Genomic DNA, 16,395 nt, shown 5'->3' with positions numbered 1-16,395 from the left:
TTTCCCCGCCGGTCAGGCCGGTTCGAGTCCACGCATGAAAGAACGGGCCTTCTCGACATAGTGCCGGGCCGATGCCTCCAGCTTCCCGATGGCCGCTGCGTCCAGCTCACGCAACACGCGCGCGGGCGAACCGACGACGAGCGAATTGTCCGGTATTTCCTTGCCTTCCGTCACCAGCGCCCCTGCCCCGATAAGGCAGTTCTTTCCGATCTTCGCGCCGTTGAGCACGATGGCCCCCATGCCGATCAGCGTGTTTTCGCCAACCGTGCAGCCGTGAAGAATCGCGCGATGCCCGATGGTGCAGCCCGCACCGACGGTCAGCGGAAAGCCGATATCGGTGTGCATGATCGTTTGCTCCTGCACATTGGTATCGTTGCCGATTGTAATGGTCTCATTGTCGCCGCGCAAAACCGCACCGAACCAGAAACCGGCATTGTCGCCAACGACCACTTTTCCGATCAGGCTTGCATCCGGTGCAATCCAGTTGCTGCTGCGATCCGCAAATTGCGGCTTGTGACCATTATATGCATAGACCGGCACGTGCCTTCCTCCATCCGCAAACTTGATGACAAAGGGCTAAGCTGTTTTCGCCTGCCGTACAAGCACGACTTCACGCACTGTTAACCATAAAAGACCGATAATCCCTGCAATATCATTGCGATGGCATTCCGGCCGGATGGAAACAACACCAGACAACACCGCTTCAAACATGGGAGGGCGCTTTTTCGGCTGGCTCTCGCTGGCGGCTGTCGCCCTGCTTCTGCTGACCGTCGCCATTCACTTGGGCGGGCGTCTTCTGGGCCCTGTCATCGCGCGCGGCGGTCACACCGACAGCACCCGCGCTTATGAAGTGATCGTCGGCAATAATGTGCTCTCGACCTCCGCCAATATGATCCGCTTTTCCAGTCAGCGCCGCGACGGCGTGGCCGCTCGCCTCGACCTTTATGCACGCTGGCCCGGCCTCACAGGCTACACGGAACGCGACCGCGCGACCTTCAACCTGCTGACGCCTGAACGACAACTGATTTTCATGTCGATCGAGGAACGCACCATGTCTCGTGACATGACCGGGCGTTATCTCCCGATCTACGCTAGCCTGATCGCCCCGGACGGACGCCCCGGCCCCGACGGCCTGACGATACACCCGTTTCTCGAAGGCAGCGGCTACAAGGGCGAAGAGCTGGTTCTATCGGATGCGAGCGCCGGAAAACCGGACTTCGTTGCGCGCTGTCTGGGCGACGCAGCCGCCGAAAGCTTCAATTCCTGCGAACGGGACCTCCAGTTCGGACGCGGCCTGCAAATCCTCTATCGCTTCCCCCGCTCCATGCTGGGCGAATGGAAGACGCTCGACCGCGCAATACGCGATTTCGCAACGGCCCGCCTTCTCGATGGCAAGCCCGCCAATCGATCTTGAATGTAAGCTTGATCAGGGAACTGGAAAACAAAACGTCCTCTCCACAAAGTGGAAAGGACGCTGCGAGATATTCCTGACGGCCACCCGCTTCGAAGCATGGCCGCAAGACAGATCAGAGATCGACGTCGAGAATCGCCATCGAGAAATTGTAGGAGAGTTCACCTTCGTCCTCATCCTTGTAGACCAGGCCCAGAAACTCGTCTCCGAGGTAAAGCTCGGCGGAATCGTTCTTGCGCGGACGCGCCTTCACTTGCAGGCTGGGATTGTTGAAGGTCCGTTTGAAATAGGCGTCCAGCTTTTTGAGTTCTTCGGGGTTCAACCGGCTTCTCCTGAAATTGAATTGAGGCCGGTTTATTGCACCCGGCATTTTCTTATGTAAACCCCCGGCAAGCCCATACCCAAAGCCTTTACCCAGGGGATGTCTGCAAACCGGACAGGCAGGGAAGACGGAACGGCCCCGACTTTCCATCGAACCGGAGCCATCCAATCTCCGCTTCCGGCAAAATATAGGCCGCTTGGCGGAAAAAACCAGCAAGCGGCCCGTTTTATCGTAAAAGGCGGCGAAACCCGATCAGATTCCCTCGCCCAGCATCTGGTCCATGACGCGCGATGGTTCGGCGCAGCCCGTATCGCCTATGATTCTGGCCGGAACACCGGCAACCGTGACACTATGCGGGACGGGCTTCAGCACGACAGAACCGGCCGCGATCTTGGAGCAGTGCCCGACCTCGATATTGCCGAGAATTTTCGCACCGGCACCGATCAGCACGCCATGGCGAATCTTCGGATGGCGGTCGCCGCTCGACTTGCCCGTTCCGCCGAGCGTAACACCGTGCAGGATCGAAACATTGTCTTCGATCAGCGCGGTTTCGCCGACAACGAGGCCCGTCGCATGATCGAGGAATACCCCGCTGCCAAGCGTTGCCGCAGGATGAATATCGGTCTGGAAGATCGAAGACGAACGGCTCTGGAGATAATAGGCGAAGTCCTTGCGGCCTTCCGTGTAGAGCCAGTGGGCCAGACGATGTGTCTGGATGGCGTGAAAGCCCTTGAGATAAAGGACCGGGTCCATGAAACGGCTATAGGCCGGATCGCGGTCATAAACCGCCTGAATATCCACTCGCACGACCTGCGACCATTCCGGGTTCGCTTCCAGCATCGCATCGAAGGTCTGCCGCAGGATATCCGCGCTGACATCGGGATGGCCGAGGCGCTCCGCAATGCGATGCATCACCGCATCTTCAAGGCTCGGCTGGTTGAGGATCGTGGCATAAAGGAACGTTCCGAGGACCGGATCGTTTCTGGCCGCTTCCTCCGCTTCGGCACGGACGGAATGCCAGATTGGGTCCACCTGACCCAGACCCGGGTTTTCTTTCGCGGATGTGCGAACGGACATATGCATACTCCAGTTTTGCACCTTGCGGATCGGGCGAAAGCCGAATTTTCGCCGCCGATTTTTCACCACCAGATTTTCGCCCATGACAGCCTGCAACGGGCTGGCAACACGGGTTCAGCGCGCAGCATAACTTAAAATGCCGTGCCTTGACATAGTTGAGTTTGACACACCTGATTTTGAAGAGGCGCACAAGCCTCTGGTCGGCCACTCGTCAGAAATCCCGTGTCTTCAAAGCGGATTCTCTTTCAGGAATTGCAATACAGCCTGCTTGTAAACCCTGTCGCCCACCGCCAGCATGTGATCGCGGCCAGGAATATCGACCGCCCGCCCGTTGGGCAGAAGATCGGCCAGCTCCTGCGCGCTGCCGGCAATGTCGTCCGTCGTGCCGACGGCCACCAGCACCGGCTGCATGATCCGTGCGATCGCCGCCGCCGGAACAAGTTCCTTCGAGGTGATCACGCAAGCGGCGAGCGCCACGCGGTCGCTCTTGGTCTGGTCGGCGAATTTGCGGAACATCTGGCCGCGCGGATGGGTGATCGTCGTTGGATCTTCGGCAAGCAGCGCCTCTCCGATCGTCTCCCAGTCGCCAGCCCCCGTCACCATGCCGATGCCAAGCCCGCCGAAAACGGCGCTATGAACCCGCTCTGAATGTTCGAGGGCCATGAATGCGGTAATGCGCGCGCCCATGGAATAGCCCATGACATGCGCCTTGCCGATGCCCAGATGATCGAGCAGCGCGGCCGCATCGCCAGCCATCTTGCTCGGTGTATAATCTTCCTGATTGTGGCTCTTGGTTGAAAGACCGTGTCCGCGATTGTCTATCGCGATAACGCGATACCCCGCTTCCGTCAGCGTACGGAACCAGCCCGGCGAAACCCAGTTGACAAGGCTCGATGACGAAAAGCCGTGAATGAGCAGGATGGGATCGCCTTCTCCATCCTGACGATATGCCAGACGCAAGCCGTCATTCTCGAAATATTCCATGTCGAAGACACTCACCTGAATTTCCTCTCCGGCGCATCCCGAAAACTGTGAAACGGTTTTAGAAACGTGCGTAAAAACAAATTGCGATCAGGACCGGCAGGCGCCGCAGATCACGCGATGGACGGCCTTGTCGCCCAGCTTTATGCCGGTCCGCTTGACCGTACCGGCCAGAAGTTCCACGACATACGCTGCGGGAACCTCCGAGGAAATGATATTTTCCGAGAAAGGCACCGCATTTTCGTGAATCGCCGATACCCGTCCCTTGTCATCGAGGAAAACCATATCCAGCGGCAACGGCGTATTCTGCATCCACATCATCACCCGACGCATCTCGCCGAACACGAAGATCATCGCGCGGCCCTCGGGAAAATCCGTGCGCCACATCAGGCCGCGCATACGCGCTTCGTCGGTTTGCGCCACTTCGAGCGCAAAATTGGCCTTGTTGCCATTCGACAGAACGAAGGTCAGCGGTTCCTTGTCGAGCGGCAGGCGCATTGGCGGCGTTTCGGCCGCCTGAGCGGCAAATGCAAGGAAGACGAATGCAAAAGCGAGAAAAATACGACCCATACCCTGCCCATTTCCGACAAATAACTGGCTGCAAACTATCAACGGGACAGGATGACGACAAGACCGTGCGGGACCGCACAAGGCGTCCTTCACCGGCTTGTTACAATCGGGAACCCGGCCATCGGGAAATTGCGCACACTGGGAACAGGCGCGCCCGGTTGGGGCCTGAAACAAAAAGCGGCATGTGCGTGCGAAAATGATGATTTCCGAGTACCGGAACGCAGAAAATTGCCATTTGCAGCCGCTCATGGCGACTTTTGAAACTGGCTCTTAATGAGAAACCGGGATCGCGGTTCCGATATCCGGGTGGATTTCAGCAGCCATCAGGCCCTTGTCGCCTTCGCCGAAGCGGATGAGGACGACCTGACCGGGACGCAATTCCATCATGCCGAAGCGACGCAGCGTTTCCATATGGATGAAAATATCTTCCGTCCCCTCGCCGCGGGTGAGAAAGCCGAATCCCTTGGTGCGGTTGAACCACTTGACGATCACGCGTTCCAGCCCGCTCGACGGCGTGACGGTGACATGGGTGCGCTGCGGCGGCATCTGCGCCGGGTGAACGGCAGTCGAGGTATCCATCGACAGAACGCGGAAGCATTGCAGGCCGCGCTCGCCCTGGCGAACCTCGCAGACGATGCGCGCGCCCTCCAGCGCGGTCTGGAAACCGTCGCGGCGCAGCGAAGTCACATGAAGGAGGATATCGTTCAGGTCGGACTGATCCGGAACAATGAAGCCATAGCCCTTGGCTACGTCGAACCATTTGATATGGCCCGAGACTTCGATGAGATCGCCCAGCTCTTCTGAGGCGTGCTGGCTGTTAAACTGGTCATTTGACACAGACTTGTCCGCCATGCGTTCGCCCCTCCTCTATTTCTTCCGTTGCAATTCAGACCTGATTCTGGCTCAAAGAATAACACTTCCTTAACCGGTGGCGGCAAGCCTAAACTTTTGTCCGTCCCCATGAAGACACAGACTTCGCAGTTTCATGGTTACTTTTGCCGGTCACTTCCGCGCATCAAGGCTTGACCTTCCCGCTTTCGCACTGGAATTGATATATCGGGCGAACCAATCGGTCTTCCACACGTTTCCCGAACTTCAGCAACCGAGGAAAATACAATGCGCTATCTGCACACGATGGTCCGAATTCGTGACATCGACGAATCTCTCGATTTTTATGTAAACAAACTCGGCCTTGAAGAAATCCGCCGCATCGAGAACGAGAAAGGGCGTTTCACGCTGATTTTTCTGGCCGCTCCGTCCGATAAGGACCGCGCCAGGGCGGAACACGCGCCGGAACTGGAACTCACCTATAACTGGGACCCGGAAACCTATACCGGCGGACGCAATTTCGGTCACCTCGCCTATGTGGTGGAGGATATCTATGCCACTTGCCAGAAGCTGCATGATGCCGGCGTCACCATCAACCGCCCGCCGCGCGACGGCCACATGGCTTTCATCAAATCGCCGGACGGCATTTCCATCGAGCTGATCCAGAAGGGCGAAAGCCTCGCCCCGCAGGAGCCGTGGGCTTCCGCCGAAAATATTGGCAAATGGTAACGAAAAAGCCCGGTCTCGCGACCGGGCTTTTTCAATCCTGAACGGTTATTCCGTTCCCTGAATGGCTGCGAGAAGCCATTCTCCGCCATCGGTGCGGGTGAAGGTCCAAAGCTCCACGCTTTCCACCGGCTCGTCGGGATTGCCTTCGACGACCGCGCCCGTATTGCGGTCCAGCATGACGTCGATTGCCGAATAGCGGATCGCAACGGTCGCATATTCGACATTGCCTTCGCGCCAGGCTTCCGAAACGTCGCCCTGAAGCAGCTTGACGTCCTTCACCTCGTTGCGCTTCCCGCTGGAAGCGATCTCGCCCAGTTCTTCCGCCAGATAGGACATGGCTTCCGGTGTCGTGAGCTTGCGCATCGCCGCATAATCCTCGCGACCGTAGGCGCTCTGGATTTCCGACAGCATCTGCTCGAAGCGGTCGAGATCTTCCTGACCGACATCCGTCGGCTCGTCATCGACCGCCGGTGCCGCCGGAGCGGCATTCTGCCCGACGCCGAAGGGATTGACCGAAGGGGGGCGGCCACCGAAACCGGCCCCGCTCCTGGCAGCGCCGAAAGGCTGCGATCCGGCATTGCCGGCGCCAGCCGTAGCCGTCTGGCGGCGATTGGCGAACATGCGCATGACGAACATCGCGATCAGCGCAATGACGGCGACCTGTAGGATCAGGCCGAACATGCCCGCAAGACCGCCGAGACCGTTACCGAGCAACATGCCGATCAGGCCACCGACCAGCAATCCGCCAAGCATGGAACGACCGAAACTGCCGAACATGCCGCCCGAACGCTGTGCCTGCGTTGCGCCTGCCGTCGGACGGGTGGTCTGGCTTGCGCCCGTATTCGGCGTCATCGAACGCTCGATGGGAGCCGCGTTGTTGGGTGCGGTGCGCGTCGGCGCCGGCGCAGAATAGGTGCGCACGCCGCGACTGCCGAAACCGCCGCCGCCCGCGCGGCGAGCCTCCGCGAAATCGACGGCAGCGAACGAGGCGGCGAGGCCTAGAACAAGTGCGACCGTCAGTCTGGTCAGTCGGCTTCCGGAACCCGGCATCTGTTTCTCCCACTTAGAGACATGGCTGAATGTTTAGGGTCAGGACCTGTTAATTTGGTGGAAATGGTGTGAGGCCATCCGTCTGGATACGAGGAGAAAAGGCGAAGGAAATGTGGTTCATTTTCGAGACTTTTCGACACTGTAGCCGGGCGGATGGACCACATCCTTCGGACACCGAAATGCCAAGGCCGGAAATTGGCGATCTGCGGCGTCAAGCCGCTCAACCGGGGGAACAACCCCGTTTTTCGCGTCTTTTCTTGCAGTTCTTGTCATTTCAGGTGCCATTTCCATCAAATTAACGGGTCCTGACCCTAATTCAGTGCTCATATGGGAATTGGCCCCTGTTTCTCACAAGGGCGTGAAGACAAAAAATCCGGAAATTTCAAAAAGGCCCGGAAACGTTAAACAGGCGAAGCGGCGTCCAGAATCTGTATCTGGGGCGAGACCGAACCGTTCCAATGATTTAGCGACAGATTGCCTACCACATGCACGCTCTGGCCGATATTGTTGAACAGAAAACGCCCCAGATCGCCTTCCGCCGCCCGAAAGGCGATGGCGTTGACCCGCTTGCCGTCCGCCCCGCGCAGGCTCACGCGCACATGATCGCGCCCGACGCCCCGCACATCGGCAAGCACATGATGAGGCAGCGCCAATATGGGCTGCGTATGCCCCGAACCGTATGGCCCCGCTTTCTGCAATGCCTCATAGAGCGCCACCGTCGCACCGGATGCGGCCAGGGCGCCATCGACGGACAGGCTCTGGTTCTCACGCAGGCGCGAGACGATATGGGCCGATTCCTCTTCGAGATAGGCGCGCAGCGCACCCAGATTGCCGCGTTCTATGGTGATCCCCGCCGCCATGGCATGACCGCCGCCCTTGACCAGCAGGCCCCGCTCCACCGCGCCGCGCACGAGCTTGCCGAGGTCCAGCCCGCTGATCGAGCGGCCCGATCCCGACCCGACGCCATTGGCATTGAATGCAATGGCGAAGGCCGGACGCCGCGCCTTTTCCTTCAGCCGCGAAGCGAGCAGCCCGACAATGCCCGGATGCCAGCGCTCACTTGCGGTGACGATTACGGAAGCGCCGGCCCCGCCCGAAATTTCGAGCGAAGCTTCCGCCTCCGCCTCCATCAGCATTTCGGCCTCCATGGCCTGACGTTCCTGATTGAGCCGATCGAGTTCGACGGCAATACGGTCCGCCATGGCCGGATCGTCGAGCGTCAAAAGCCGCGCGCCCAGCCCCGCATCGCCGATGCGCCCGCCCGCATTGATGCGCGGTCCGATCAGATAACCCAGATGAAATACGTTGAGCGGCTCGCCGATGCGCGAAACACGCGCAAGCGCGGCCAGCCCGACATTGCTCTGCGCCCGCGCCACGAGCAGCCCCTTGACGACGAAAGCGCGATTGACGCCTTTCAGCGGCACCACATCGCAAACCGTCGCCAATGCCACCAGATCGAGCATGGAAAGGAGGTCGGGACCGGACCCCTTGCCCCGTTCGCGCAGGATTTTGGCCACCTGCACCAGCGTCAGGAAGACGACACCGGCGGCGCAAAGATGCCCCTGCCGGGAAATATCGTCTTCCCGGTTGGGATTGACGATCGCCGCCGCATCTTCCGGCAGATCGCCGCCGACCTGATGGTGGTCGAGCACGACCACATCGGCTCCCGCCTGTTTCGCGGCCGTGATGGAAGGCGCGCTGTTGGTGCCGCAATCGACCGTGACGATAAGGGTCGCGCCCTTGGCAACAAGATCGCGCATGGCATCCGGATTGGGGCCGTAGCCCTCGAAAATACGATCTGGAATATAGATCGAGTGCTGGATGCCATAATGCTTTAGAAACCGCGCCATCAGCGCCGAGGAACAGGCGCCGTCCACATCGTAATCGCCGAAGATCGCAACGGTCTCGCGCCGCTCGATCGCGTCGGCGATGCGTCCTGCCGCATTTTCCATATCGGTGAGCGACGCGGGATCGGGCATGAGCTTGCGCAGCGTCGGGTCAACGAATTCCGGTGCGCCTTCCACGCTCACGCCCCGCCCGGCCAGAACCCGCGCCACCAGATCGGAAATGCCGTGATGCTGCGCTATGGCAAGCGCGGTATTGGCTTCACGCAAGCCCAGCCGGTCTACCCATTTCTGGCCGGTTGCCGATTGTTTTATTCCAAGGAAAAGTCGCTCTGTCGTCATAAGCTCTTTAAAGACACAAACGGCGGCATTTTTGCAATGCCGCCGTTATAAAGAGCGCCCGGCCCTGTTGAGATTTTGGGTATGGCGTGGCGAAAATGGTGGAGTTCGAGAACCGGAGCGGAATGTACTTAAGGGCACATGCGCACCGGAAACGCAGAACAACGCCATTTGCAGGCCGCCAGAGCCGAAATATCGATAGGTCCTAGAACTTGGACAAATCCTGATGCCTTGCCTTGATCTCACGGATGGTCTGTGACGAGGAACGCATCACGATGGTATGGGTCTGGATATAATCGCGCGCGAACTTCACGCCCGACAGCATGTTGCCATCCGTCACGCCCGTCGCCGCGAAGAGCACGTCGCCCTTGGCCATTTCTTCCATCGTATAGATCTTCTTCGGATCGGCGATGCCCATCTTTGCAGCGCGGGCGACTTTCTCCTCGCTGTTGAGTTGCAGGCGCCCCTGCATCTGGCCACCGATGCAGCGCAGCGCCGCCGCAGCCAGAACGCCTTCCGGCGCGCCGCCGATACCGATATAGATGTCGATGCCGGTTTCATCCGGGTTCGTCGTGTGCATCACGCCGGCAACGTCGCCGTCACCAATCAGGCGGATCGCAGCGCCCGTCGCGCGCACTTCCTCGATCAGGCGCGCATGACGCGGCCGATCCATGATGCAGGCGGTGATTTCGTTCGGCTTCACATCCTTCGCCTTGGCGATGGACATGATATTGTCCGTGGGGCTTGCGTCGAGGTCGACGACGCCCTTCGGATAGCCGGGACCGACTGCGATCTTTTCCATGTAGACGTCCGGCGCATAAAGCAGATTGCCCTTTTCGGCAATCGCGATCACGGCCAGCGAATTCGGCAGGTTCTTGGCGCAGATGGTCGTGCCTTCCAGCGGATCGAGCGCGATATCGACGTCCGGTCCCTGCCTGGTGCCGACTTCCTCGCCGATATAGAGCATCGGCGCTTCGTCGCGCTCGCCTTCACCAATAACGACAGTGCCCGCAATCGGAAGACGGTTCAGTTCCTGACGCATGGCATCGACAGCCGCCTGATCGGCAGCCATCTCATCGCCCCGTCCGCGCAGTCTCGCCGCGGCCACCGCTGCACGCTCGGCCACGCGGACCAGTTCGAGGGTGAGGATGCGATCGAGTCCGTGCGGGTGCTGCTCTGCGGTCTTGGCCATTTGAACAAAGTCCTGAATTCGAATTGCGTTAAAGCGACCCAATCTTTGCGGATTACTGTGACTGTTTTGTCAAAGTCAGTCGCATACGGCAAGGGTGAAAACTAAAAACAATACGCGTTCAAATACTTAATCGATTTAGCGCAATCGTTTTATGTTCCGCTCTCAGCCAGCCCGTTCGATGCGGATCATCTGCGGCTTGCTCACCAGATGATCGTCCTTGAGGATGGCTTCCAGCGCCTTTTTGACGGCGGCTTCCGTCGTTTCATGCGTAACGAGGATCACCGTCTTGGTTCCCTCCTGCTGCATGTCGTCCATAGGCGGGCGCTGCACGATCGATTCGAGCGAAATGTCATTTTCCGCCATGCGCTTGGCAATCGCGGCAAAGGCGCCGATGCGGTCGAACACGGTCAGGCGGATGAAGTAACCGCCCGCATGTTTGCGCATCTTGGCGCGCTTGTAAGGCTGCAAGGCCCTGGCGGGCGTGCTGAATACCGGACCGTGCTGGAAACCCGGACGGCTCTTGGCGATATCGGCGATATCGCCGATGACGGCGGAAGCCGTCGCATTGCCGCCAGCGCCGGGACCGGAAAGCAGAAGCTCGCCCAGAAGATCGGTTTCGATGGCGACGGCGTTCGTGACGCCATGCACCTGCGCGATGACCGACGAGGTCGGCACCATGGTCGGATGCACGCGCTGCTCGATGCCGGTATCGGTCTTCTGCGCAACGCCGAGAAGCTTGATGCGATAGCCAAGCTCGTCGGCGGCGCGAATATCGGCCAGAGAAATATTGCTGATGCCTTCCAGATAAATATCGGCGGCGGCAATCTGCGTGCCAAAGGCAAGGCTGGTCAAAAGAGCCAGCTTGTGCGCGGTGTCGTTGCCTTCGATATCGAAGGTCGGATCGGCTTCGGCATAGCCCAGCCGTTGCGCGTCCTTCAGGCAGGCTTCGAACGAAATCCCCTCTTCCCACATCCGGGTCAGGATATAGTTGCAGGTGCCGTTCATGATGCCATAAACGCGCGAAACCGTATTGCCGGTGAGCGATTCACGCATCGCCTTGATAACCGGTATGCCGCCCGCAACGGCAGCTTCGAAATTCAACAGGACGCCCTTGTCCTCGGCGATCCTGGCGAGAGCGACACCATGGCGGGCAAGCAGCGCCTTGTTGGCGGTCACGACATGGCGACCGCTATGCAGGGCAGCTTCCACCGACGCCTTGGCCGGGCCGTCTTCGCCGCCGATCAGTTCCACGAAAACGTCGATGTCGGCGGATTTCGCCAGTTCCACCGGATCGTCGAACCACGCAATACCGGCAAGATCGACACCGCGATCCCGCGTACGGTCGCGGGCGCTGACCGCCGTAACCGTCACGGGCTTGCCGCATTGGCGTGTGAGCATGTCGGACTTGTCACGCAGGATACGCAACACCGAAGCACCAACGGTGCCGAGGCCGGCAACGCCGATCCGCAATGCATCACTCATTATTTCGACCTTCTGTATGGAGTAGCTTTATCGGGCGGGATGCTGCGGACCGTGAGTGACGGCCCGCAGTTATTCTGAAATTTTATCCGCGACGGCCGTCGAGCGGAATCACATTTTGCAGGTTTTCATCCTTGGCGGAGAGGAACCGCTTGATGTTGCGCGCGGCCTGACGAATGCGATGCTCGTTCTCGACCAGAGCGATACGCACATAATCGTCGCCATGTTCGCCGAAGCCGATGCCCGGTGCAACGGCCACATCGGCCTGCTCCACCAGAAGCTTGGAAAATTCCAGCGAACCCAGTGAGCGGAAGCGTTCCGGTATCGGAACCCAGGCGAACATCGTCGCGGCCGGAGGCGGAATCTCCCAGCCCGCGCGTCCGAAGCTTTCGACCAGCACGTCGCGGCGCTGCCTGTAGACGTTGCGCACATAGGCGATGTCCGAACCGTCACCGTTGAGCGCGGCCGTCGCCGCCACCTGGATCGGCGTGAACGCACCGTAATCGAGATAGGATTTCACGCGGGTAAGCGCCGCGATCAGACGCTCATTGCCGACGGCAAAGCCCATGCGCCATCCCGGCATGGAGAACGACTTCGACATGGAGGTGAATTCCACCGTCACATCCATCGCGCCCGGCACTTCCAGCACCGACGGCGGCGGATTGCCATCGAAATAGATTTCCGAATAGGCCAAATCCGACAGGATGACGATGTCATGCTTGCGCGCAAAAGCCACCACATCCTTATAGAAGTCGAGCGTGGCCACATAAGCGGTCGGATTGGACGGGAAGTTGAGGATCAGCGCGATCGGCTTCGGGATCGAGTGCTTCACACCGCGCTCCAGCGCCGTGATGAAGTTTTCGTCCGGCTTTGCCTGAATGGAGCGGACCACGCCGCCCGACATGATGAAGCCGAAGGAGTGGATCGGATAGGTCGGGTCCGGGCACAGTACCACATCGCCCGGCGCGGTGATGGCCTGCGCCATATTGGCAAAGCCTTCCTTGGAGCCGAGCGTGGCGACGACCTGCGTATCCGGGTTGAGCTTCACGCCGAAGCGGCGCGCATAATATTGCGCCTGCGCGCGGCGCAGCCCCGGAATGCCCTTCGAAGCCGAATAGCGATGCGCGCGCGGGTCCTGAACGGCCTCGCACAGCTTGTCGACGATATTCTGCGAGGTCGGCAGATCGGGATTGCCCATGCCAAGATCGATGATGTCGGCACCCGCCGCTCGCGCCGATGCCTTCAGACGGTTGACCTGTTCAAAGACATAAGGGGGCAGACGGCGGACTTTATGGAATTCTTCCGACATGATCCTGTTCCAAAGGAGGGTTAAACGTAATGACGCACATGCGCCAGGGAGGAGCTATACACCTGTAATCGAATCGGGTCGAGACATACACGGCGCCAAAGGGCGCAGTTTTTCGTCCTAGCGTGGTCTGATTCCGACATTTGCATCCCTCTGATAAAGGTGCCGAGCCAATATCGGAATCGAAGAGACCACACCGAAAGGAGGATTATTCTTCCCCGGCTTCGATCTGCTTCAATGTAGCGTCGGTTTCCTGTTCAGCCTGCTTGCGCAGGGCCGCGGCTTCGGCTGGCGTGAAACCGCCGCCGGCGCTCTTCGACACCGCCAGTTGCGTGCGGTCGGCATCGAGATTGGTCGTGAGCTGCTGCTTTTCCTCGACGGTGATCTGCGTCGTCGCAGCCTTCGGCATACGTCCGAATGTCGGATAGGTACCGGTGCGCAGCGCCCCTTCCTGCGGCACACCCTGAAACTCTTTTCCGCCAGCGCAGGCAGTGAGCATCGCGGCGGCCGTTGCTGCCAGCAGGATATTGGCGATCTGCCGCGTATGCTTGGTCATGTTTCTGTTCCCGGTTGATGCCGCATGGGGTGCCGTTGGCCACAACACCAGACAAAGATAAAGCAATTGCGAAGGGATAGCACCATGACAAGGCGTCCTGTCAACAAGCGAGTGGCCCAAATCGGAAATTCCCGCGCCCAGGGATGCCGGTTCCGGGCCCCGTGCGGACGACGGGCACGAATCAGAACAACGAGATATAACCAAAAGTTACAAAAAGTAATATTTCGTCATATTCAGGTTTTTCTTACATGCCGGGAAGTTCACCAACCCAAAATTCACATCAATAGTTGCGCTCGGCAGCTAAAAAACTTAAAAATTGGTAACGAATTGCCCGCCGGGTGATTTGCGCAATACAGCGAAATGGCTGTCACTGCTGTGAAGTGACAATCATAATGTGCTGATATTTCTGAATTTCTTTCCCGGAATCGATTACCGGGAACTGTGAGGAAGACTCCATACAGGGCATGGGGTCATCTTTGCACGGGAGAGCCGATCTCCCGAAACCAGGTAGGCCGGGGCCATTCCGGGACCGCCAAACTGGTCAGGGAAATCGAGCTGGAGCAGACTGTTGAAATTTGCACAACCAACACACCGGACCGCCGGCAGGTTTCTTTCAGGCAGCGTGGCGCTGCTTGCGCTCATTGTCACGTCCTGCACCTCGACCGGCACCGGTCTTGACGGCAAGCCGCTCCAGATGACCTCCGGCAGCGATGGTTCGCTGCTCGCAGACAGCCTGCAAAGTGCGGTCGATCAGACCGTCGCCGCCGAAACGGCAGGCGCTCCGGTCGCGGACGAGAAAAAGACTGACGCCAAACAGGACGAAACCAAGCCCGCCGATGTTGCGAACGCCGGAACGACCGACAATACCAGTACCGAGAGCAAGACGGCTGCGGCAAAATCCTCCGCACCGAATGGCGCACCGGCTGGCGCACAACCGGCCGAAGTAGCAGCCCTCGCCCCGAAGCCCGCCAAAAGCACTTCGCTTTTTGGAATATTCGGCAGCAAGGCGGGCGAGCCGAAGCCTGCGGCGGAAAATAGCGCCGAACCGGAAGCACCGTCTGCAGAAACCAAAAAGGACGAAGCCGCCAAGCCGCAACAGGCGGAAGCAGCAAAACCGGCAGAAACGGAAAAACCCGTTCAGGTCGCGTCGCTGTTCGGCTCCACGAAGAGCGCCTATGCTTCACCGCAGCGGCCGACACCGTCCCAGAACAGCATTGCCCGCCTTTTCTCTGACGAATCGACCGACGCGCGCTCCAAAAAGGCCGAAAACCGGAAACTTGCCGTGGTAAAGCCGGTCTCTCCGTCTGCCAAGCATGAGTATAACTATTCCCTGCCCGGCGTTCGCCCCAATGGCGGCTTCGAGATCAAGCACCGCAACAGCATTTACGACGATAGCGATATCGACGCGAATGAAGACGATGAATTTGCGAGCGTAACGCTTGCTTCCGCGCCCGGCCTTGCCCGACTCTCGCCGAACGGCCTGAAGGTCCAGCGCGAAACAGTCGATGTCGCCTGCCTCAAGCCTCAACTCGTCGCCATGTTGCGAAACATGGAAAGGCATTTCCGTCGGCCGGTGATGGTGACTTCGGGCTATCGCAGCCCCACTTATAACCGCAAGGTCAACGGCGCACGCAAATCGTTTCACATGATCTGCGCGGCAGCCGACATTCAGATCGATGGCGTTTCCAAATGGGAAGTCGCCCGCTACGCCCGCTCCATGTCGGGACGCGGCGGCGTCGGCACCTACTGCCACACGAAATCGGTTCACGTCGATGTTGGCCCGGAACGTGACTGGAACTGGCGCTGCAAGGGCTGATGGAAAAGACCTTTCCCGCATGATGCAAGCCGGATCACGCGATCCGGCTTTTTCTTTTGCCTTTGTTTTCAAGCAAATAACCGCAAAACCGCATCAGTTTGTCCCCGTTTTCATAACCCATCGGATTTTTTTCAGAAAAGTGATTTTTGGGGCTTGCGAGTCAGGACCTTCCTGAATATAAGCCCACTCACACCAGCGACAGGCGCCCATCGTCTAGCGGTTAGGACAGCGCCCTTTCACGGCGCAGACAGGGGTTCGATTCCCCTTGGGCGTACCATTTGCTGGTTTTTCTTTTTCCTTGAAATTCAGAGATTTAGCGCTTGAAGCGCGATGTTTCACGCCGTCTGAATTTATTCACGGATTGGTGAAAAAGGGGCTTGCAAGTCGGAAATTTCCTGACTATAAGCGCCCCACACCAGCGACAGGCGCCCATCGTCTAGCGGTTAGGACAGCGCCCTTTCACGGCGCAGACAGGGGTTCGATTCCCCTTGGGCGTACCACTTTTTTTTGCAATACCCATTGAAATCATTACGCTTTTTCCGATCTAACTCCCGGAACCGTTGCGATTTGACGAAATCCGTGACACAAATCCTTGCGGAAGCGTGACACGATGGGGCGGCCAAAATGGCAGGGCGGAAGCGCGAAAACGATCCAGATCGATTCATCGTCCTTCGAGACGGTCGTTATCAATATCGTCGCCGCGTCCCGACCAAACTGCTCCATCTCGACAAGCGTACACCACAGATTCGCATTTCCCCGAAAACCTCCGACCTCGCCAAGGCTCGGGCGCTCCGTGACGTCTATGAACGGGCCGACTCCGAACTATGGGCGGCCCTCATCATGGATAGTCCGATCCGTGGACGAAGCACGAGAAAACGCTGAAGCTGGCGAAGGC

The 16,395-nt window shown here is 58.9% G+C and carries 16 protein-coding genes and 2 tRNA genes; 6 read left to right on the top strand and 12 right to left on the bottom strand.

The genetic code is table 11. The features are described 5' to 3' along the window. Positions 1-12 precede the first annotated feature (12 nt). Positions 13-540 carry a gamma carbonic anhydrase family protein gene (locus FHS76_RS07685; protein ID WP_183650338.1) on the bottom strand — a complete coding sequence of 176 codons (528 nt, stop codon included), beginning with the start codon at positions 538-540 and terminating at the stop codon, positions 13-15. A gap of 136 nt (positions 541-676) precedes the next feature. On the opposite strand from FHS76_RS07685, the gene FHS76_RS07680 reads away from it, so the two are divergent. After that, positions 677-1,414 (top strand): hypothetical protein, encoded by a 738-nt coding sequence (locus FHS76_RS07680; RefSeq protein WP_183650335.1) that lies wholly within the window; start codon positions 677-679, stop codon positions 1,412-1,414. 112 nt (positions 1,415-1,526) lie between these two features. Here FHS76_RS07680 and FHS76_RS07675 read toward each other — a convergent pair whose 3' ends face one another. The 5 genes from FHS76_RS07675 to FHS76_RS07655 all read right to left on the bottom strand — a co-directional run bounded on the left by FHS76_RS07675 (position 1,527) and on the right by FHS76_RS07655 (position 5,213). Beyond that, entirely contained in the window at positions 1,527-1,733 is a 207-nt protein-coding gene (locus tag FHS76_RS07675; protein ID WP_183650333.1) for a DUF3126 family protein, read from the bottom strand. 252 nt (positions 1,734-1,985) lie between these two features. Beyond that, a complete protein-coding gene (gene cysE, locus FHS76_RS07670) occupies positions 1,986-2,810 on the bottom strand; it encodes a serine O-acetyltransferase (RefSeq protein ID WP_183650330.1) in 825 nt (274 codons plus the stop codon). Positions 2,811-3,038: 228 nt separating this feature from the next. Further along, positions 3,039-3,809: an alpha/beta fold hydrolase gene (locus FHS76_RS07665; protein WP_183650326.1), complete on the bottom strand. Its 771-nt coding sequence runs from the start codon at positions 3,807-3,809 to the stop codon at positions 3,039-3,041. 72 nt (positions 3,810-3,881) lie between these two features. Next, positions 3,882-4,361 (bottom strand): DUF192 domain-containing protein, encoded by a 480-nt coding sequence (locus FHS76_RS07660; protein ID WP_183650323.1) that lies wholly within the window; start codon positions 4,359-4,361, stop codon positions 3,882-3,884. Positions 4,362-4,631: 270 nt separating this feature from the next. Further along, a complete protein-coding gene (locus FHS76_RS07655) occupies positions 4,632-5,213 on the bottom strand; it encodes a cold-shock protein (RefSeq protein WP_183650320.1) in 582 nt (193 codons plus the stop codon). Between the two features lie 264 nt (positions 5,214-5,477). Between FHS76_RS07655 and FHS76_RS07650 the strand changes: the two genes are divergently transcribed. After that, positions 5,478-5,918 carry a VOC family protein gene (locus FHS76_RS07650; RefSeq protein ID WP_183650317.1) on the top strand — a complete coding sequence of 147 codons (441 nt, stop codon included), beginning with the start codon at positions 5,478-5,480 and terminating at the stop codon, positions 5,916-5,918. A gap of 45 nt (positions 5,919-5,963) precedes the next feature. On the opposite strand, the gene FHS76_RS07645 is transcribed toward FHS76_RS07650, so the two are convergent. The 6 genes from FHS76_RS07645 to FHS76_RS07620 form a co-directional block, all read right to left on the bottom strand. Continuing rightward, entirely contained in the window at positions 5,964-6,968 is a 1,005-nt protein-coding gene (locus tag FHS76_RS07645; protein ID WP_183650314.1) for a Tim44 domain-containing protein, read from the bottom strand. Positions 6,969-7,369: 401 nt separating this feature from the next. Continuing rightward, positions 7,370-9,154, bottom strand: coding sequence for a single-stranded-DNA-specific exonuclease RecJ (gene recJ, locus FHS76_RS07640; protein WP_183650311.1), 1,785 nt, complete (start codon positions 9,152-9,154; stop codon positions 7,370-7,372). Between the two features lie 202 nt (positions 9,155-9,356). Then, positions 9,357-10,343 carry a class II fructose-bisphosphatase gene (gene glpX, locus FHS76_RS07635; RefSeq protein ID WP_183650308.1) on the bottom strand — a complete coding sequence of 329 codons (987 nt, stop codon included), beginning with the start codon at positions 10,341-10,343 and terminating at the stop codon, positions 9,357-9,359. Between the two features lie 162 nt (positions 10,344-10,505). Continuing rightward, positions 10,506-11,825, bottom strand: a complete 1,320-nt coding sequence (locus tag FHS76_RS07630) for a homoserine dehydrogenase (RefSeq protein WP_183650305.1) — start codon at positions 11,823-11,825, stop codon at positions 10,506-10,508. 82 nt (positions 11,826-11,907) lie between these two features. After that, entirely contained in the window at positions 11,908-13,131 is a 1,224-nt protein-coding gene (locus FHS76_RS07625) for an LL-diaminopimelate aminotransferase (protein WP_183650303.1), read from the bottom strand. A 205-nt stretch (positions 13,132-13,336) separates the two neighbouring features. After that, complete coding sequence (locus FHS76_RS07620) at positions 13,337-13,684, bottom strand: hypothetical protein (RefSeq protein ID WP_183650300.1); 348 nt, start codon at positions 13,682-13,684, stop codon at positions 13,337-13,339. A 568-nt stretch (positions 13,685-14,252) separates the two neighbouring features. On the opposite strand from FHS76_RS07620, the gene FHS76_RS07615 reads away from it, so the two are divergent. The 4 genes from FHS76_RS07615 (at position 14,253) to FHS76_RS07600 (ending at position 16,382) form a co-directional block, all read left to right on the top strand. Next, positions 14,253-15,500 carry a D-Ala-D-Ala carboxypeptidase family metallohydrolase gene (locus tag FHS76_RS07615; protein WP_210306036.1) on the top strand — a complete coding sequence of 416 codons (1,248 nt, stop codon included), beginning with the start codon at positions 14,253-14,255 and terminating at the stop codon, positions 15,498-15,500. 202 nt (positions 15,501-15,702) lie between these two features. After that, positions 15,703-15,777 (top strand) — tRNA-Glu (locus tag FHS76_RS07610). A 148-nt stretch (positions 15,778-15,925) separates the two neighbouring features. Continuing rightward, positions 15,926-16,000, top strand: a tRNA-Glu gene (locus tag FHS76_RS07605). A gap of 124 nt (positions 16,001-16,124) precedes the next feature. Next, positions 16,125-16,382: a DUF6538 domain-containing protein gene (locus tag FHS76_RS07600; RefSeq protein ID WP_183650298.1), complete on the top strand. Its 258-nt coding sequence runs from the start codon at positions 16,125-16,127 to the stop codon at positions 16,380-16,382. Positions 16,383-16,395: the final 13 nt, after the last annotated feature.

Origin of the sequence: Brucella daejeonensis (assembly GCF_014199265.1) — a bacterium.
GTDB classification, from domain to species: Bacteria; Pseudomonadota; Alphaproteobacteria; order Rhizobiales; family Rhizobiaceae; genus Brucella; species Brucella daejeonensis.
Note: the sequence above shows the minus strand (reverse complement) of the source record. Positions and strands in the feature narration are given on the sequence as shown.